We start from the raw sequence: 19226 nt of genomic DNA on the forward strand, positions 1-19226 counted from the left end.
GGGCGTCAAGTACCAAATCGCCCAATAGGTCAACGTAACATCGTTACCTGGTTAGCGCGTGGTTCTCACTTGACGTCCTTATCTTTAAGTTATTAAATTCAGCTTCTTTAAATAGTTATAGGAAGGGAAGCTAAAGGTTAATAGCTATTATCTGGTGGGCCTAATTACTTGCTCAAAAAGAAAGGCAAAAAATAGAATAGAAGCGAGGGATATTGAAAAATAGTACGTCCAAACAACTAAACGTATGTTTAAAATAAACCTTGTAGTAAATGAGACACTTAACATTTCTATTCATCGCCTTAATGAGTACCACTATTGTGCTCACCTCTTGTGGAGAAGATGATACAACATCAACTGGAGTTGCTACACCTGTATCTGCTTTTGACGAGTTTAATCCAGATGCCGTAACTGTCTCTTTTGATGGCGATGAAATTACCATTGAAACAAATGGTTTGCCCAATCATACATCTCCTTACTGGGAAGAGACGGATCCATTATATATTGAACCTGTAGTTGCTACACGTCAAACACCCGGTCGCATTGGTGGCGATCGAAGTTTAACTGTTACTGTTTCTGCTGCGCCAGAAATAGCCGCTTCCAGTTCAGCTACCGGATTAGGCCCTATTGGTATTTCTGTGACTGGTGTTCCTATTTTCAATGACACGGAAGGTCCTAATCGTCCCATAGAAGAAGAAATTGTCCAAACGTTTGATTATGCGGGAGCTCACAATGGTCCTAGTGGTTATCACTACCATATTGAGTCGTATGATGTTCCTGAAAATACCGTACTCTCTCATGATGATGAAGAACTGGTCGGTATCATGGCAGATGGATTCCTTATTTATGGAAGAAAGTGTAATTCTCTGGGAGATCACCCAGCAGACCTGGACGTTTCAGGTGGTCACACTTCATCCACACAACATGGCGATGAAGCATTTTATCATTACCACATCATCAACGAGTTTTATTTAGGAAATATCATCGCACTTTTTGCTTTTGATCTCCAGGGTACTCCTAGCAGTATCATGTAGCCACAGCTTAAATTATTGATTGAGAAGAAGCCGTCATTCATCTTTATGACAGATGGCTTCTTTGTTGGTTGAATTATGGAAGTTCTAAACATTAAAATGAAAATTATTTTTTGGATGTCTTTGCTGGCTAGCTTTCTACTGATTGGCTGTTCCGCAGAAAAAGCACAATCTCCAGAAAGCGATAGTGCTGAAATCTTTCTGGAAGTGCCAAATATTACCACCGTAAAGTCCACCTTGCATTATGATCATCAAATATCGTTATGGCTATTAAATGGGCAACCCTATTCAGGATTTGCTGTCAGCTATTATCCAGACAGTACTTTGATGGAAAGAATTGGAATTTTAGATGGAAAAAAGCAGAACGAGGCTATTAAATGGTATCCCGATGGGCATTTTAAAAATGTTTCTAATTACCATCAAGGAAAACAACACGGGGAGAAAAAAATATGGGCTAATGATTCAACACATGTGTTAATTGCTCACTACAATTTTCGCAAAGGCAAAGCACATGGGGAACAAAAGAAATGGTATCCAACTGGAGAGCTTTTTAACGTTTTAAACCTCAATATGGGAAAAGAGGAAGGCCTGCAAAAAGCGTTTAGGAAAAATGGTGCCCTATATGCCAACTATGAAGCTCGGGAAGGAAGAATTTTTGGGTTAAAAAAAGCGGCTCTTTGCTATGGGTTAGAGGATGAAACCGTACGAACTAAAAAAGAATAAAGAGAAAAGATGATGCAGGATGAATTGAATTATCACTGCTAATTTTATTTCTCTGCTAGGAAATGGATGATGAAGCCTTATGGATTGATGAAAGACTATATCGAAACGCTTAATATCCATTCCACCGCCTCTGTTGAACAGATCAGAAATGAGATATTGAAAATAGAATCCGCGAAACTTGAGTATACCTATAAACACTTCGAAGAATTAAAATCGATTTTAAATGAACAGCAAAAATCTCGTTTTGGACTGATTATCAAGGATATCACAATCATTCTAATTGGCGAAGAAAGAGAGCACCCCGTCCTCCGAGGGATTAGGAAACGCAATCACGTCTATAGTTGAAATAGAAACTATGGAAGTACGAAAATATCTTTTAACTATTACTTCCAATATTCTGATAGCCATATGACTAAATACATATTCATCCTTCTTGCTCTTACCGCAATAGATTGTAGCTCACCTGGCAGGGAAACCAGTCGAGTGGGTCAATTGCCCTATTACAATGAGGCCACATTTACGCCAAAGTGGTTTGCTTCATCAAAGGAAGTTCCGGAGGATTTTCATCAAATCCCATCGTTTTCTTTGATCAATCAACTAGGAGATACATTGACACAAAAAGACGTAGATGGAAAAATATTTGTAACTGATTTTTTCTTCACTACCTGTCCAGGTATCTGTCCAAAAATGACCTCTAACATGCTAATGGTCCAGAAAGCTTTTTTGGAAGATGAGGCTATCATTATTCTCTCACATTCGGTGACACCTGGGTATGACAGTGTGGCTATACTCAGGGACTATGCGGACATGAAGGGTGTAGTAGACGGAAAATGGCATTTACTCACGGGGGATCGCAATGAAATCTATGACTTAGGTAGAAATCAATACTTTGTGGAAGAAGATCTGGGTTTAGAAAAAGAACCTGAAGATTTTATACATACTGAAAATTTCATTCTGATTGATCATGAAAGACGTATTCGTGGCATTTATAATGGACTTAACAAAGCGGCAATCAATCAATTGATTGCCGACATCAAAACTTTAAAAAATTCAAATTCACTTTAAAATGTACAACAGATGAAAAAAATTACTTTAACACTCTCATTGATGATTTTAGTTATGCTTGCTTGGTCACAAGGGCCTAAAGAGGGAGGTCATAGACCAGAAAGACCCTCTGCTGAGGAAATGATAAAACGTGCTACCAGAGAGCTCAGTTTAACAGATGAACAAGCTCAACAATGGACTGAGATACATGAAAAATATGAATCAGATATGAAGAGTCAGTCCAAAACACGAGCGACGAAGGAAGCAATGAGAAAGGAATTAACAGTAAATCGAGAGCTAGACAATAATCAACCTTAATCTTAGTTTTGTCGTAAAGAAGTAGAGTTTCTAACTCTATATCCAAATGAGAATCCAATTGTCTAAAAAAGCACCTCCTATAAAAGAATTAACAGAAATCTTGAAACAAAGATTTTCAAATCAATACTCCATTAAGACATTTGGTTTAGGCAATAAAAACATTTTAATTACTAAGTCAACTTTAGTGGGTGCTGAAATATCAGTGAATGAAAATGAAATATCAGTTGATTCGCATTCAACTTTTGAAAAGGTTTCACGAACACTTGGTTACATAACAGGATTTATTCTTTTCTTTTTACCCTTTATGATCAGAGAAGGCTCAAATTCAGAAGCAAGATATAGAGAACTTGAATTAGAAATCGGTTATTTCTTAAAACGAAAGTTCGCCTAAACTACTCCTCAAGATCTGCATTGGTTCTTAACCGTGAGTCTTCCGCCAAGAAACTGAGGTTCATTCTATTGTTTTCAGTTCGATAGAGTTTTTCACTTCATCATGAACTGCCTTCTACAAACTTTGGAGGCACTAGCAGACTTCACTATTTTACAAGTATTAAATCCAGTGTCAGCACACAGCCTTTTACCAGAAATATATGAAAAATAAATTCACCTATCTTATCTTAACAGTGATTGGGATATTTTGCTTCTCTTGTAATCATCAAAGTGGAACAACAGATAATAGCGGTGTTGACAAAGAGACACCAGCAGTGACTGAAGAAGTCGTTTCTCAGCAATTAGAAATTCCAGAAGACACCATCTCGGATGAAGCATTAATGAATGAATCCACACTAACTAAAGCCATAATATTATCTGTAGGCGAAGAGCTGATTATGCCAAGTGACTATTTAACAACAGCTATGACGGTTAAAACGGTCACAAATGACACGTTAGTTTTCTTGGATATGTTTGGTTTTGAAGAATTGGTGAATCAAGAAATTACTATCCAATATAAACTAACCCCAGGAACTAAATTATTAGTTTGCTTTGATTGTACTTCTTACTCAGAAAAAATTCAACTACACGATATAACATCATTTCTTTCAGATGTTGTGTTTGAAAATTTGAAATTAAAAGAATATGTTCCAGACCCTTATATTGTACCAGCTGCAACTTTCAGCATGATTAAAAATGATGGAACTGTTGAGGAGTTTTATAGCAACGATAGTGATTTGATTTCTGACAGCCTCAGAATGAAAGCTGAATTTTATAGTTACGGGATAGTAACAAAGTTGTACCCCGAACTGGAAAACAGAGAAGAATTGGAACAACTGGTGAAATAAGTCACTTAACAAAAAATAAATTCGTAGGTCAAGGAAAACAAGGAGCTATTCAATCTCTACGTTTTTTATCAAGTCGTTGATGATCATTGAAAAAAAGCATACGAAATGACAGACATAATTAAGAAAAATAGAGTCTTAGCCATATTGACAATACTTGTCGTATTAGGTGTGTTGATTTTTAATATTTTCCACTATTCTTCGAGCTTTGGAATCGTAGAAATCAATAATATAAACTCACTATTTTTAGTTCCATTTATAACTTTAGTCTGCTGGCTTGGAATGACACTTGGAACAAATAAGAAAAATGAAGACTTTGAAATAGCATACCATAATCAAATTTCAGAGCGAGAGAAACAAGTCATTGAGCTAGTTTCCTTGGGTAAAAGGAACCAACAAATTGCAGACGAGTTGTTCGTTGACATTTCTACTGTCAAAACACATATCAACAACATTTATAAAAAAACAGGAATTAAGAATAGGAGAGAACTTGGTTTTTTGAGTAATAAGGTTTTAGAAAAGTAGTAAATCACTAATTCCACCTTTTTTTCCACCCCTTTTCAATTGGAATACTATGATACTGCAATGAATTTTGTCGAAACAAAAAGATTAAAGAAGATGATAAAATTCAAAGCACCTATCATTTACGGATTCGTAGTTGCATTTTCAGGAAGTGCATTAATGCTCACACTCATTTGGCTAAAACTGCTTGGCCCTAAGGCTATTTCATTAGATAATGAAATGGTTGGAGGTACAATTCTGTTTTTAATGCTTTATCTCTTTTTACTGTTTGGTATTTATTTCGCTATCAGAAAGAGGAAAGAACTGAATAGTCAAATCATATCATACAAAGAAGCACTTTTACAAGGGCTTGTTTTAAGCTTATCAACAGCTGCGTTTAGTATCGTATTTACCTATGTGTTTTATGAATTGCTTTATCCCGACTATGTTTCTGAGACGCTTAACGCCACGAAAATGAAAATGCAAGAAGCAAATGTTTCAGCAGAAAAACTGGAAATAAAACTACTAGAGAAGAAAAAATATTACAGCACTTCTGTGCAAAGTTTTTACTCCTTCGTAGGTAATCTTATTACTGGCTTAGCTTTCACACTACTTTTAAGTTTCTTTTTAAAATCGAATAAGAAATGAACCGCTAACAAAAGATAAATAAACATAAGGTTATCCACGATCTGGAAGTTTATCGGATTTCTGGAAAGTCCAACAAGTATATTTAATTTTATAAACTGGTCTTGGCTTGTACATTATGGGAGCAAGGTGCTATGAAAGCCCTTCTTTTTTATCAAGTCATTAATATCTCGCTTGTCACTTTAAACTTTGAGTATCATGGTAAACTTGAAACAAAAAAATATTGACATCATAAAAATCAATTTGATTAAGAACATACGGCTAGTTTGTATTTTTTCAATTGTATTTATCATCAATAGTTGCAAAACGGATAGCAGCCTAGAACAGGAAGAGAAAGTCGAATACGAAAAGACATCAATTGTCAAAGAAAAATGGCATTGGGACAACCCTGCTAAACAAAGCGAAAGCGCAGGATATGCACAGGTTGTGAAGGTTGGCAATACCATATATGTATCAGGAGTTCCGACAAGTGACTTAAGTCTAGATGGTATCACGAGGCTTTATCAAACATTAGAAGAATGTTTGAAGTCGTTTGGAGCCACTCCTAAAGATGTAGTGAAAGAAACCCTCTATACTACGGACATAGAAACAATGAAAAAATACAATGATGCAAGAAAAGAGTTTTATCAAGGCGACTATCCTGCTGCTAGTTGGGTGCAGGTGAGTAGATTGTATGAACCCAGCGCAAAGTTAGAAGTCGATTTGATTGCAGAAATCACAGACGGTGATTGACACTATTCGAGCGTCTAAAAGCATTAATTTAAAAAAATATTCAACTCACCAGAAACTCTTTAAACTGCTCATAATTAGTTTCCATCTCAATGAATATCTTCTCCTTCTCAAGGAGTGGTTGTGCAACATCTGGAATGGACAGCTCAGTTCCCAATGTATCATTCATCGTTGGGAGAAACTTACAATAATGAGCTGTCCCCAAGAAAACCCCCTTTTCTCCTTCCTTCAGTGAGTCTTGAAGTGCCTGATAGCCTATAGCACTATGAGGATCCATGATGTATTCATTTCTCTCAAAGCATTTCTTTATTGCAAGCTTTGTTTCCTCATCGTCCATACTAAAACCTGTAATATCCCTTCGAATAGCGGCAATATCATTATCATACAATGTTTGTAGTCTGGTAAAATTGCTAGGCATACTTACATCCATTGCATTAGAAATGGTTGGAACTGTTTCTTTGGGTCGATACTCTCCCTCTATAAGGTACCTAGGAACAACATCATTAGCATTGGAAGCGGCAATAAACCGGTGAATAGGGAGCCCCATTTTCTTGGCTAAAATTCCTGACGTAATGTTTCCATAATTTCCACTAGGTACACTGAAGACTAACTGCTCCTCTAACCCCATATTTATATACGGAACATAATAGTAAACCGACTGTGGAAGCCACCGAGCTATATTAATGGAGTTAGCAGAAGATAAATTCATTTGACTACTTAAATGCTTATCTAGAAACGCTTGCTTCACCAATGCCTGACAGTCATCAAAATCTCCATTTACCTTTATTGCTTGAATGTTTCCTCCCAAAGTAGTCATCTGATGCTCTTGCAGTGCTGTCACTTTACTTTGTGGATATAGAATCACGACATTGATTCCGGGCTGATTGTAGAATCCGGAAGCTACTGCTCCTCCTGTATCTCCTGAGGTTGCAACGAGAATGGTTGTTTCACTATTCTCTGACTCCTTAAAAAAGCCCATTACCCTGGCAAGAAACCGAGCACCAACATCTTTGAAAGCCATCGTAGGTCCATGAAATAACTCAAGACAATGCGTATTCTCTCCTACCTGAGTCAAAGGAATATCGAAGGTAAACGTATCTTGTAAAATGGATATAAGCTTATCTTCTGGAACATCCTTTTTACAGAAATGCTTCAACACTTCTAATGCAATATCCGGCAATCTTTTATCCCCAAGAGTGTTCAAGAATTCTTTTTGAAGCTTCGGAATTTCTGTAGGAAAATACAAGCCAGTATCTCCTGGTAAACTATTCAAAACAGCTTCTCTGAAGGAAGCAGTATTTGTTCTATCCTTGGTACTATAAAATTCCATTTTATATTATTCTACATCCTTGAAGGTCAATACTCGTACGATACAAGCTGAAATCGAAATCACTATTGAGATATAAATTTTCAATCTTATCTATAGCCGTTTCAACTCCACCATCATCCCTAAACAAAGCAAACATACTAGGGCCTGACCCTGAGATATTAAAACCGACCGAGCCAGCTTCATCAACAATTTGCTTTACATCATCATAAAATGGAATGAACTGGCTTCTAACTGGCTCTGCAATAAAGTCTTCTATCGATCTCTTCAACAATGAATAATCTTTATCATGTAAAGCATGGATCAAGGCTGCAACATTGCCCCATTGATTCCTGGCTAACGAAACCGAAACTTCTGATGGTAGCATCTTCTTTGACTCTGCTGTTTTTATCTGCACGTGAGGAAAAATGATAAGCACTTTTAACTCAATGTCAGTGCTTATCTGAAAAAGATCCAATGGTTCATAGCTCCTGACCACCTGAAATCCACCCAATAGAGAGGGGGCAACATTATCCGCATGATAGCATTTTGAGGCAAATGCCTCTCCTTCCAAAGCAAACGGCAGGAGTTCGTTTCTCGAAAAAGGATTTCCAAGTAATTCATTAGCGGCAAACACAGCGCCTGAAGCACTGCTTGCACTCGACCCTAAACCACTCCCTGGTTTAAAAAATTTTTGAATTGAAATATCAAATCCTTGATCAGAAGCTAATTGGGAGAGTAATGCTTTTATCGCAATTGTTGCTACATTCTGATCTGGGTCTTTACTCAAATCCGCGCCTAAGATTTCGTCAATCACCAATTTAGAATCATTTCTTTTTGTAAGCGTCAACTCTTCTCCAATGGACTCGACAGCAAATCCAATGGTATCGTATCCGCATCCTAAATTAGCTACTGATGCCGGAGCAAAGACTTTTATCTTTTCCATATCAATTAGTCTGACTGAACAATTCGTAATACATCTGCAAAAATGCCGGAGGCCGTCACCTCAGCCCCTGCTCCTGCCCCTTTAATCACCAACGGCTGCTCATTGTAGCGATTGGTATAAAAAAGTACAACATTGTCTTTTCCTTCCAGGTGATAGAAAGGATGTGAGGATGACACTTCTCGTAAACTTACACTTCCTTTATTGTTTTCATATGAAGCTATGAATTTCAACTTTGTCCCATTGTCAACTGAGGCTTTATAAAGCGATCTAAAGTATTCTTCCTCTTTCTCTACCAACTCATAAAACTCTTCTAAGCTCGCGCTTTTTAAACAAGACTCAGGAAGAAATGAAGTTGAACCTAATTCCTTCATTTCCATCGAATACCCACTTTCTCTAATCAGAATAAGCAGTTTTCGCATTACATCTTCGCCCGATATATCTAACCTAGGATCTGGTTCTGTATAGCCTAATTCTTTTGCATACCTAATCACCTCAGCAAAAGACCTGCTGCCATCGTATTCATTAAACAAGAAATTCAATGTGCCAGACAAGACTGCTTCTAGCTTTATTACCTGATCACCACTTCGTACAAGGTCGTTCAAAGTAGAGAGCACAGGGAGTCCAGCACATACGTTTGTCTCTATCAAAAACTGACTTCTGTATTTCTTTGCTGAAGACTTGAGCTCCAGATAATCTTTGTATGATCTTGTAGCCGCAATCTTATTGGGAGTCACTACCGAGATACTCTTCCTTAGTATTTCTTGATACAATTCAGAAATGGCTGATGAAGCAGTAATATCAATAAAAATACTGTTTCGATAATTTAGATCGGTCATGGACTTAATAAATCCCTCTTTAGAAAATTTTTCACCTTCAGGTAAAAGACCCTCCCACTTGGAAAATGGAATACCATCTTTTTGAAAGATCATTTTCCGTGAATTCGCTATGCCAATCACTTTGATATTGAGATGATGATGTTCTTTCAGGTAAGAAAACTGCTTAGTGATCTGATTCAAGAATGCCTTACCAACATTCCCTGTTCCAATAATAAACAGATTGATTCTTTTCATTTCTGAAAGGAAAAAACTCTCATGTAAAACATTTAATGCTTTACTAAGATCAGATTTAGGAAGAATAGCTGAGATATTTCGCTCAGAAGAACCCTGTGCGATTGCCTTTATGCTTACGCCATTTTTTCCCAATACATTAAACATATTTCCACTCACCCCTACCTGATTCTTCATGTTTTCTCCTACCAATGCCAGTAATGAATACCCTTCTTCCATCACGGAAGATTGAAGTGATTCATCAACATTTCGAAACTCAGCTTGTACAACCTTCAATGCTTTTTTTGCCTCTGAAGATTTAAGTCCCAAGGTTACTGTGTATTCTGCATTTGCATAGGTGGTGAAAACCACTTGTATGTTGTTGTCTGCGAGTACTCTAAAAAGTCTGGCAAAAAAGTTTGCACTTTCCTTTAAGTAGTTACCACTTACAGATAAAACCGAAATATCATCCGTACTGGCTATGCCTTTTATCAAATCGGGATCACCTTTTTCATTGGATATGAGTGTTCCTTCAGATTCAGGAGAAAATGTGTTTTTAACTCTAACTGGTATGCCTTCCTTGAACACAGGAAGTATGCTTTGAAAATAGATCACTTTTGCTCCAAAGTGAGACAATTCCAACGCTTCCTTATAAGAAACGTGATTCAACGTATGCGATCTCTTTACCAGTCTTGGATCTGCTGTCATGATACCGTCTACATCTGTCCATATCTCCAGCACATCAGCTTTAAGAATACCTGCCAAAATAGAAGCTGTATAATCTGACCCACCCCTCCCAAGAGTCGTCATAAGACCTGTATCTGTAGATGCAACGAATCCAGGAAATACATTTACATCCACAAATTGGTTTTTCAATTCATCAAGTATTTCTTTTGTTCTATCAAGGTTTACCGTTGCGTTTCCAAAAGAATCGTCTGTCTTTATTACTTCTCGTGAATCAAAAAAAGCAGAAGCTACTCCTTCCTCCTTCAGATAAGAATTTATTACACTAGCTGAAAGTAGTTCCCCCGCACCAAGAATAAAATCCTTACTTCTATCAGTGAGCTCCTTGAGAAGGTAAACTCCTTTGCAAACTTGCCTAAGCTGATCAAAAACAGCTGTTACTTCATTGCTTTCATCTTTTTGCACCAAGTCATGGTACATTTTCTGATGCCTTTCTTCCATGGTAAGCAATAGGCTTAAATAAGACAGATCTCCACTACAAGCCAAATGCCCAACACGTTGGAGATCATCTGTAGTACTTCCTGTTGCAGAAACGACAACTATCATTGGAGAATCGCTTGATGCAATAATGTTTTTCGCCTTTCTTATTGACTCGCTAGAACCAAGAGATGTACCTCCAAATTTTAATACTTTCATAACTGTACAATAAAAAAGCGCCATCCTTTTTAAGAATGGCGCTTCGGTTGTTTATTTAATAAGCCGCAACTACCATTCACCCGCTCGGGTAATCCCGATGGTGTCTGTGATAATCGTTGTGCTTGTATTTCTCATTATAACTTAAATGTAGTCGTGAGATTCAATAATCAAAACAAATGCCTATAAATAATTTGAAATAAGTACATTTTTTTATTTTAGACATATGAAGAAAAAAGCACTCACACAAATTGCCTTTGAATTCTTGTCCGTAGTATTCGCAGTGCTTCTAGCCTTAGGTCTTAACTCATTCAAGCAAAACATGGATCTTGAAAGTGAAGGTGAGTTTCTTCAAGAAAAAATCATTAAAGAAACAAAAAGAAATCTTTTAGAACTCGACTCAGTATTAATCACTAACAAGGCATTTTTTATCCAGTTAGACTCTCTCAGAAAGACTGATAAGCTTATAAGTGATCAACTTAACATTAGTATCGCAAGTGAATTATTGACTCGAAGTGCTTGGGATTTCACTAAAGCATCAAGATCGTTTTCCTACATAGACGAAGAATTTCTAAGTGAAGCAGCTTTTTTATACGAAAGCCAAGATTATTATATGACCATCTCCAATCAAATGTTTGAAAAGTTGGGGGATATGTTACTGACAGATCCAGATATGGAAAAGGTGATAAAACTAACTCACTACTACATATCAAACCTTAATGTTACAGCCGAAAATTTAATAAAAACCTATCAGGAATTTTTAGATAGATATACCCAGTCTATCTCTGAAGAAATGATCTGAATTAATCATTATCTTGGCGTCCCAATTTTAAGAAAACAGCATGACCTACCTCATTGTAACCATTGGCTACATCCTCTTACTAGCATGTATTATTATTTACAAAAGCCGCTCTGTAAAAAGTGAAGAAGACTTTGTTGTAGCAGGTAGGAATGTTCCTGTATATCTACTCGTGGGAACACTCGTTACCACATGGATAGGATCTGGTAGCTTGTTTGGAACTGCTGGTCTTACATTTCAAGTTGGCTTCTCGGAATTATGGTTCTCACTTGGTGCTTGGATAGGTATTTTAGCGGTCTATTTTATAGCAGCACGTGTCAGGAGAATTTCGCAATATACCCTCACTGACATCTTGGAAAAGCGATACTCACCTATCGCAAGACTTCTGGGTACTATTACCATCATAGTGGCCTACTTGATTATCGCTGGATATCAATTCAAAGGCGGAGGGAAATTTCTATCTATATTAACTGAAGGTGGGATTACTGAAGGTCAAGGAACATTGATCACTTTTCTAATCATTATTGCATTTACAGCACTAGCAGGAATGGTATCTATCGTTTCAATAGATATTTTTAATGGTATCATCATGATAGCAGCCATTATTCTTGCTGTACCATTTGCCATCAATGGTTTTGGTGGATGGGATAATGTGGTAAACACCATTAACGAAGTAAGTCCAGACCATTTATCCATCACCGAAGGACACGAACCAATGTGGTATATAGGCATCATGCTGCCAACATTGATTCTTTTGCTAAGTGAAAGTAGTGTTTACCAAAAATTTTCATCCGCAAAGGATGCCAAGTCAGCTAAGAAAGCGGTGATGGGAATGTTTATAGGTGTTGTAGGTATTGAATTTCTAATGTGCCTATTAGCTGTTGTCGGTTTTGCTATCTACGCACACGATCCTCGTTTCTTTGCGGCAGATGGCTCTATAATTGCAGAAAAGTCAGAAGAGATTATTTTACTAATCGGTTTTGAACAGCTACCAACTTTTGTTGGATCATTACTATTTGCCGGTGGTGCAGCAATCATTCTCTCTACAGGCAACACCTTTTTGATGGTTACATCTACGAACTTCTCACGAGATATTATGGAAAAGTACTTCATTAAAAACCCCACAGAAAAAACGAAACTGATTATTCAAAGAAGTGCGATCGTCATTCTTGGGTTTGTAGCGTACTTGATCATGACTCAATTTGAAGAAATATTATCAATGGCCTTTATCTCTTACACTATGATTGGAGCTGCATTGGCACCCTCCCTTTTAGCAACATTCTTTTGGAAGAGAGTTACCAAACAAGGAGGTATTGCTTCTATCCTCTCAGGAATGCTTTCTGTCGTTATTATTGAAGTTTTCACACGTTCAACGGCCGAAAACCCGATAGACCTTGGATGGTTTTCATTTATCTACGATTCTAAAATGATTGCCATACCTGCTCTAATTACTTCATTACTGGCCCTGATCATAGTCAGCCTGCTTACTAAGCCTACTCCAAAAGAAATAGTCGATCCTTTTTTCGAGAAAGAGTGAGTTAAAGTAACTTCGCGCAAACGTTTGAGGAGCTTGATAGTTAAACCTATTTATTGGGTATCATTGAGCTACTCACATTTTCATTTTATTTGAAACCTCACAATATAAAAATGCAAGAATACGGCGTAAAATCAACAAAAAGCGACCTTTCTAATTTAGGAATCAAAGTAAAAGAAGCTCACTGGAATTTAAGTCAATCGGAACTTATAGAGGAGACACTTAAATCTGGTGAAGGTGTACTTACTTCTACAGGTGCTCTAATGTGTGATACTGGAAAGTTCACAGGGAGATCCCCAAAAGACAGGTTTGTCGTAGAAGACGCCAAAACCAAAGATTCTGTTTGGTGGGGTAACATTAATATTCCATTCTCAGAGGAGAACTTTGATAAGCTTTTCCAAAAAATGACAAAGTTCGTCGAGGATAAAAAAGTTTACGTGCGCGAAGCTTATGCTGGAGCGGATAAAACACATCGTCTTAGGGTGAGAGTCATTAATACAATGGCTTGGCATAATCTTTTTGCTTACAATATGTTTCTACGTCCTGATGCGTATAAGCTAAAAGATTTTGATCCAAACTTTACCATTCTATGTGTACCGGAATTTCAGGCCAATCCTGAAGAAGATGGAACAAGACAATCAAACTTCGCGATAATCAATTTCACCAAACGGATGATCCTTATAGGAGGCACAGCATATTCTGGTGAAATGAAAAAAGGTATTTTTTCCGTACTTAACTACATTCTTCCTCATGACGAAAGTGTTTTAAGTATGCATTGTTCTGCGAATATGGGTATCGAAGAAAAAGATACAGCGATATTCTTTGGTCTTTCAGGGACAGGGAAAACAACTCTCTCTGCTGACCCCAATAGATTATTGATTGGAGATGATGAGCATGGATGGACGGAGAAAAACGTATTCAACTTTGAAGGAGGATGCTATGCGAAAGTGATAGATCTAACGGAAGAGAAAGAGCCAGACATCTATAAGGCTATTCAGTATGGGGCAATACTCGAAAATACTAGATTCAAAGAGGGTACTCGAGAAGTGGACTATGAAAATGCAAGTGTAACTGAGAACACCAGAGCCTCCTATCCCATCCACCATATTAGGAATGCAATGGAACCATCTATTGGTGGTATTCCAAAAAATATTTTCTTCCTAACATGTGATGCTTTTGGCGTAATTCCTCCAATTCAACGCTTATCTAAAGGCCAAGCTATGTATCACTTCATTTCCGGATATACTTCAAAAGTTGCTGGAACAGAAGCTGGGGTAACAGAGCCAGAGCCTGTATTTTCAGCCTGTTTCGGAGCTCCGTTTCTTCCGCTTCACCCTACAAAATATGCAGAAATGCTGGGTGAAAAGATGGATAAGCATGAGGTAAATGTTTGGCTTATTAATACTGGCTGGACAGGTGGTCCATACGGAGTAGGCAATAGAATAAGCCTTAAATACACTCGAGCAATGATTACAGCTGCTTTGAATGGACAGCTTGATAATGTTGGTTACCGCACCCACTCTATCTTTGGTGCCGAAATACCAATGACATGCCCAGGTGTACCAAGTGAGATTTTAAGCCCTAGAGAAACTTGGAAAGATGATGAAGCTTTCTATCAGAAAGCGAATGATCTGGCTTCTCGCTTTGTAGACAATTTCAAAAAATTTGAAGAATATGCTAATGATGATATCATGAACGGTGCTCCTAAGCAAAATACCAATCATTAATTAGAAAAGTCCTAATTTCCAAGCCTGACCTTCGAAAAAAGGTCAGGCTTTTTTTTTAACTTTAGTCTTAAACCTAACTATTATGAAGAAGATTAAAGTACTTACCTTACTATTACTGTGGGCAGTAACTCCTGCTCTTTCCCAAATAAATTGGGTAAAAGATTTAAAAATAGCACAAGCTAGTGCGTTGACTACCGACAAATTTATTGTTATGGATTTTTGGGCTACCTGGTGTGGTCCTTGCAAAAAAATGGATAGCGATATGTGGAACACCGAGGAGATGGCGAAATACAAAGACAAATTCGTATTCCTCAAAATTGATGTTGATAACAACAAGGCATTAGCCATGGGCTATCAAGCCAACTCAATTCCCAAAGTAATTGTTATCGACGCTTCAGGAAACGTGCTTTGGAATCAGGTGGGATATCAAAATGCCATTCCATATTTTAAAATCCTTGAAGGATTGCCCTTCGATAAACTTCCATCAAATGATTTAAAAGCTTATCTCAATGACACAAACAAAGAATCTGCTGCTCTAAACATTGGGCTTTGGTATCAGTCAGTCAGTGCTAATCTTGAAAATCAAAAGCTTGCTATGAGTTTTCTTAACATGAGTGACCAATATTTAAAAACAGCAACAAAATCTAAAAATGAAAATGTTGCGATTGAAGCTGATTTTAGTTTAGTCCTAAATCAAGCCTATAAAGGCAATACAAAAAAAGCTATAAAGAAGGTTGCAAAGATGGATGAAACGGAGATGAAAAATTTTATCCTTGCCTATTGCTATAAATGTGAAGGACAAAACGAGTTGATGAACAAGTTCACAGAAAAAATCAAATCAGAAGAACTTCTAGCCAGGCTAGATAACTAGACTAAAAAATCTAACGCTACTAAAAAGCCCTCCTAATCGAGGGCTTTTTAAATTTATAAGAATTTGTACAACCATTTTGAAATACAACCATCCTATTATTGAAAACACTTATTATCTGTGACTGAAACACAAATTGCATGGATTAACCAACTTAAAAAAGGGAATGAATTGGCGGCTTTCAATTTATACAACAGCTATTCAAATGCCATGTATAGTACACTAACTAGGATGACAAACGATGCTGAAATTGCTAAGGACATATTACAGGAATCCTTTGTTAAGGCTTTTAGGAAAATACATGATCTAGATGACCCTTTAGCTTTTGGTGGATGGCTTAAAAGGATTGTGGTAAATGCCGGACTTGAGCACCTCAGAAAAAAGAAGTTTGATTTTGAAGACATTCATGAACAAAATCAAATCGAGTCAGAGGAAGTTGATGAGCAGTTGATAGATGATAAGAGCCTTCATGATGCGATCAAGGAATTACCTGATGGATGTCGAACGGTACTCTGTTTATACCTATTAGAAGGATATAAACATAAGGAAATAGCTGAACAGCTTGGTATATCTGAATCCACCTCCAAAACGCAGTTCCGTCACGCTAAGCAATTATTAAAAACTAAACTTCAGCATTATTATGAATATTGAAGAGCTAATAAAAAGAAGAAAAGATAAGTTAGACGTAGAAAACACTCCCCCTGAAGTTTGGGGTGACATCCAAAAAGAATGGAAGAAAGAATCACCTAGAAAGCATCTCTTGTGGCAAGTAGCGGCTGTCATCTTTATCGTCACATCTATAGGTCTTCTTAGTCAGAATATCATACTTCAAAACAAGGTAGAAGATTTAGCTTCTTTAGGAGATATCTCTGAGAAATATTCGGAAATAGAAAAAAATTATCAAAAAGAAATTGATCAAATAGAGTCTTCCATTTCTATTATTCAAGTAAAAAAACAGGAAGATTTTTCCTGGATTTTTAATGAATTAACAGCACTAGATGAAGTTAATGAGATTTATCGGCAAGATATTGGAAAAGCAAATGAAGAGCAATTGGTGAGTGTTCTGATAGACTATTATGAAAAAAAATTAAGGCTTTTGAAAAAGCTTGAATTTGAAATAAAACGGACTAATAAACTGAAAAATGATGAAAAAATTAATACTGATAGCATTAGCATATAGTATCTCATTATCATTAATTGCTAGTAATGAAGGTGAGACAAGAACCACAACAGTAAAAAGGGAAATTGCATCTTCAGATGTAATCGTAATCGAAGCTAAAAACACAGAATTGGCTATAGAAACATGGAATAAGTCTGAAGTGGAAATAGAAGCAACTGTTCGATTCGATGGTAAACTCACCGATAAGATGCAAGACTTTCTAAATGACTTTGAAACTAGGGTACGCGAAAATATATCTTCTTCAGAAGGAGAATTTAAAATTGATTCAGATCTTGATCTTCCTAATAAAATTCAAATAGGTAGCAAAAGTGTAGGAATCAACATTTCATTCGGAGATGACGAGTTAAAAATCATCTATCGTATCAAAGCGCCAGGAACCAATAAGTATGTTATATCTAATTCATATGAAGATGTGAGGCTTGTGGGCTCCTTTGATAATATGGAACTCAAACAATATTCTGGTGAGCTGGAAGCAGAAAAAATAGATCAGGCTAAATTGAATCTTAAATATGGCTCAGCCACGATCAAAGAAATAGGGATAGGAGACATAGAACTGTATGAGCAAGAATTAAATATATCAGATATTAATAAACTCACATTGAATGCTAAATATTCTGATCTTGAACTTGAGCGTGTTAACGAAATTGATGCGATTTCTTATGAAACAGATTTTCAGGTTTCTACCATAGAGACTCTTACGGGTAATTATAAATACGGTGAGATCAACATTGGCAGAAAATTGGATCAATCAGAATTGGTTTTGTACGAAATGGAGATTGAAGCAGAAGAAATAGGTTCTTTGAGATTAGAAAACAGCAAATACAGCAAAATATTTATAGACAAAATAGGTTCTCTTGTATTTGATCAGTCTTACGAAGATGAAGTAGAAATCGGAGTTTTGGGATCTTTCCAAAGTCTTGAATCAAAGTATGGAAATCATTCTATTGATCTTCTGGAAGGAAAATTAGAATTGAATGCGTATGAAAATGATATTGAAATAGACAGATTGGCATCTACAGTAACGGAGGTGACTATAGATGGAAAGTACATAGAATCATCTATTGGTATCGGAGATATCTCTTACATACTTAAGACAAACATCAAATATGGAGAGCTAGATTATGATGAGTCAGCCATGGATGTTAGGAGATACATTAAGGAAAGTGATCGACTTGAGGTTGAAGCTCATTCAAAAAATATGTCAGGAAATCCGGTGAAGATTTCTATTAAGGGATACGAGGTAGATGTAAAGCTGTATTGAATATAAAGAACAAGAAAGACTTTTGATAAAGTCTTTCTTGTTCTTTATCAATCTAGCTATTTAACCTCCAAGAGTTCAATTTCGAAGACCAATATTGTATTTGGAGGAATGGTTTGATTGCCTGAAGGGCCATATCCATATATCGAAGGAGTGTATATTTTAATCTTTCCTCCCTCACTCATCGTTGGTATCATAATTTGCCAGGCCTCTATCAAATTTGTTAACGCAAACTGAACTCCTACATCATTCGAATCAAAAACAGCTCCCGACAAAACCGTTCCTTCATACTTCACAACTACCTCATCTTCGGATGCTGGAGTACCCCCCGTCCCCTCAACTTCAGTAACAAACCGGATACCTGAAGAGTGTGTTTCTGCTTCAATACCACTTTCTGAAAGAAATTCATCAATGATAGCTTCATCCACGCTTTGTTGTTCTTCTACATCATCTATTATTGATATCACCTCAATGGTATAGATCAGATTTGCATTTGGAGGAATAGGTCCATTACCTACAGATCCGAAACAATAGATTGATGGAGCATAGATTGTGATAGATCCTCCTTCTTTTATTTCAGGTATCATTAGTCTCCATGCTTCTATTAACTGAGAACCAAAATCAAGAGTAAAACCAATTGTGTCTCTGCCTATTACTCCACCATCCAAATAAAACCCTTCAAATTTTAGTGCTATTTTATCACCAATGGAAGGTCCATCTCCAGTTCCCTCCACATTCATCACATATCTTATACCAGATTCATGCTCTTCTGTATCTATATTATTTTCATCTAAATGGTTATCGATGACCGCTAAATCAATAGATAACTGTTTTTCTCGGCTAACAGGCTCATCATCGTTTCCACAACTAGTCATCCATATTGATGATAGTATCACTGAAGTATAAAATAACTTTTTCATCTT

At 36.8% G+C, this 19226-nt stretch carries 21 protein-coding genes; 17 read left to right on the plus strand and 4 right to left on the minus strand.

The window, feature by feature from the left end:
• Positions 1-269 precede the first annotated feature (269 nt).
• From ABJQ32_06250 to ABJQ32_06295, 10 genes are all read left to right on the plus strand, one after another.
• Positions 270-1031 carry a YHYH protein gene (locus ABJQ32_06250; protein ID MEP5289233.1) on the plus strand — a complete coding sequence of 254 codons (762 nt, stop codon included), beginning with the start codon at positions 270-272 and terminating at the stop codon, positions 1029-1031.
• Positions 1032-1127: 96 nt separating this feature from the next.
• A complete protein-coding gene (locus ABJQ32_06255) occupies positions 1128-1751 on the plus strand; it encodes a hypothetical protein (protein ID MEP5289234.1) in 624 nt (207 codons plus the stop codon).
• A gap of 66 nt (positions 1752-1817) precedes the next feature.
• Positions 1818-2096: a hypothetical protein gene (locus tag ABJQ32_06260; GenBank protein ID MEP5289235.1), complete on the plus strand. Its 279-nt coding sequence runs from the start codon at positions 1818-1820 to the stop codon at positions 2094-2096.
• Between the two features lie 63 nt (positions 2097-2159).
• A complete protein-coding gene (locus ABJQ32_06265; GenBank protein MEP5289236.1) occupies positions 2160-2816 on the plus strand; it encodes an SCO family protein in 657 nt (218 codons plus the stop codon).
• 12 nt (positions 2817-2828) lie between these two features.
• Positions 2829-3113 carry a Spy/CpxP family protein refolding chaperone gene (locus ABJQ32_06270; GenBank protein ID MEP5289237.1) on the plus strand — a complete coding sequence of 95 codons (285 nt, stop codon included), beginning with the start codon at positions 2829-2831 and terminating at the stop codon, positions 3111-3113.
• 58 nt (positions 3114-3171) lie between these two features.
• On the plus strand, positions 3172-3504 hold the full coding sequence (locus tag ABJQ32_06275) for a hypothetical protein (protein MEP5289238.1): 333 nt from the start codon (positions 3172-3174) through the stop codon (positions 3502-3504).
• Positions 3505-3703: 199 nt separating this feature from the next.
• The gene (locus tag ABJQ32_06280; protein ID MEP5289239.1) at positions 3704-4390 is read left to right on the plus strand and encodes a hypothetical protein; all 687 of its coding nucleotides are present in this window, start codon (positions 3704-3706) and stop codon (positions 4388-4390) included.
• 105 nt (positions 4391-4495) lie between these two features.
• Entirely contained in the window at positions 4496-4912 is a 417-nt protein-coding gene (locus ABJQ32_06285; protein ID MEP5289240.1) for a helix-turn-helix transcriptional regulator, read from the plus strand.
• Positions 4913-5005: 93 nt separating this feature from the next.
• Positions 5006-5536, plus strand: a complete 531-nt coding sequence (locus ABJQ32_06290) for a DUF4199 domain-containing protein (protein ID MEP5289241.1) — start codon at positions 5006-5008, stop codon at positions 5534-5536.
• Positions 5537-5731: 195 nt separating this feature from the next.
• Positions 5732-6265: a RidA family protein gene (locus tag ABJQ32_06295; GenBank protein ID MEP5289242.1), complete on the plus strand. Its 534-nt coding sequence runs from the start codon at positions 5732-5734 to the stop codon at positions 6263-6265.
• 40 nt (positions 6266-6305) lie between these two features.
• Here ABJQ32_06295 and thrC read toward each other — a convergent pair whose 3' ends face one another.
• From thrC to thrA, 3 genes are read right to left on the minus strand one after another with little or no spacing between them, the layout of a single operon-like run.
• Positions 6306-7592, minus strand: a complete 1287-nt coding sequence (gene thrC, locus ABJQ32_06300; protein ID MEP5289243.1) for a threonine synthase — start codon at positions 7590-7592, stop codon at positions 6306-6308.
• A 1-nt stretch (position 7593) separates the two neighbouring features.
• Entirely contained in the window at positions 7594-8514 is a 921-nt protein-coding gene (locus ABJQ32_06305) for a homoserine kinase (GenBank protein ID MEP5289244.1), read from the minus strand.
• Positions 8515-8519: 5 nt separating this feature from the next.
• The gene (gene thrA, locus ABJQ32_06310) at positions 8520-10940 is read right to left on the minus strand and encodes a bifunctional aspartate kinase/homoserine dehydrogenase I (GenBank protein ID MEP5289245.1); all 2421 of its coding nucleotides are present in this window, start codon (positions 10938-10940) and stop codon (positions 8520-8522) included.
• A 223-nt stretch (positions 10941-11163) separates the two neighbouring features.
• Between thrA and ABJQ32_06315 the strand changes: the two genes are divergently transcribed.
• The 7 genes from ABJQ32_06315 to ABJQ32_06345 all read left to right on the plus strand — a co-directional run bounded on the left by ABJQ32_06315 (position 11164) and on the right by ABJQ32_06345 (position 18306).
• Positions 11164-11739 carry a hypothetical protein gene (locus tag ABJQ32_06315; protein MEP5289246.1) on the plus strand — a complete coding sequence of 192 codons (576 nt, stop codon included), beginning with the start codon at positions 11164-11166 and terminating at the stop codon, positions 11737-11739.
• A gap of 40 nt (positions 11740-11779) precedes the next feature.
• Positions 11780-13273: a sodium:solute symporter family protein gene (locus ABJQ32_06320; GenBank protein MEP5289247.1), complete on the plus strand. Its 1494-nt coding sequence runs from the start codon at positions 11780-11782 to the stop codon at positions 13271-13273.
• A 110-nt stretch (positions 13274-13383) separates the two neighbouring features.
• Positions 13384-14997, plus strand: coding sequence for a phosphoenolpyruvate carboxykinase (ATP) (gene pckA, locus ABJQ32_06325; GenBank protein MEP5289248.1), 1614 nt, complete (start codon positions 13384-13386; stop codon positions 14995-14997).
• Between the two features lie 82 nt (positions 14998-15079).
• A complete protein-coding gene (locus ABJQ32_06330; protein MEP5289249.1) occupies positions 15080-15868 on the plus strand; it encodes a thioredoxin family protein in 789 nt (262 codons plus the stop codon).
• Positions 15869-15985: 117 nt separating this feature from the next.
• A complete protein-coding gene (locus ABJQ32_06335; protein MEP5289250.1) occupies positions 15986-16516 on the plus strand; it encodes a sigma-70 family RNA polymerase sigma factor in 531 nt (176 codons plus the stop codon).
• Positions 16506-17045 carry a hypothetical protein gene (locus ABJQ32_06340; GenBank protein MEP5289251.1) on the plus strand — a complete coding sequence of 180 codons (540 nt, stop codon included), beginning with the start codon at positions 16506-16508 and terminating at the stop codon, positions 17043-17045. The genes ABJQ32_06335 and ABJQ32_06340 overlap by 11 nt, the downstream gene beginning before the upstream one ends.
• Positions 17011-18306, plus strand: a complete 1296-nt coding sequence (locus tag ABJQ32_06345) for a hypothetical protein (GenBank protein MEP5289252.1) — start codon at positions 17011-17013, stop codon at positions 18304-18306. The genes ABJQ32_06340 and ABJQ32_06345 overlap by 35 nt, the downstream gene beginning before the upstream one ends.
• Before the next feature lie 56 nt (positions 18307-18362).
• Here ABJQ32_06345 and ABJQ32_06350 read toward each other — a convergent pair whose 3' ends face one another.
• The gene (locus tag ABJQ32_06350) at positions 18363-19223 is read right to left on the minus strand and encodes an FKBP-type peptidyl-prolyl cis-trans isomerase (protein MEP5289253.1); all 861 of its coding nucleotides are present in this window, start codon (positions 19221-19223) and stop codon (positions 18363-18365) included.
• Between the last annotated feature and the right edge of the window lie 3 nt (positions 19224-19226).

The sequence above is a fragment of the Marinobacter alexandrii genome (genome assembly GCA_039984955.1).
GTDB lineage: Bacteria > Bacteroidota > Bacteroidia > Cytophagales > Cyclobacteriaceae > Ekhidna.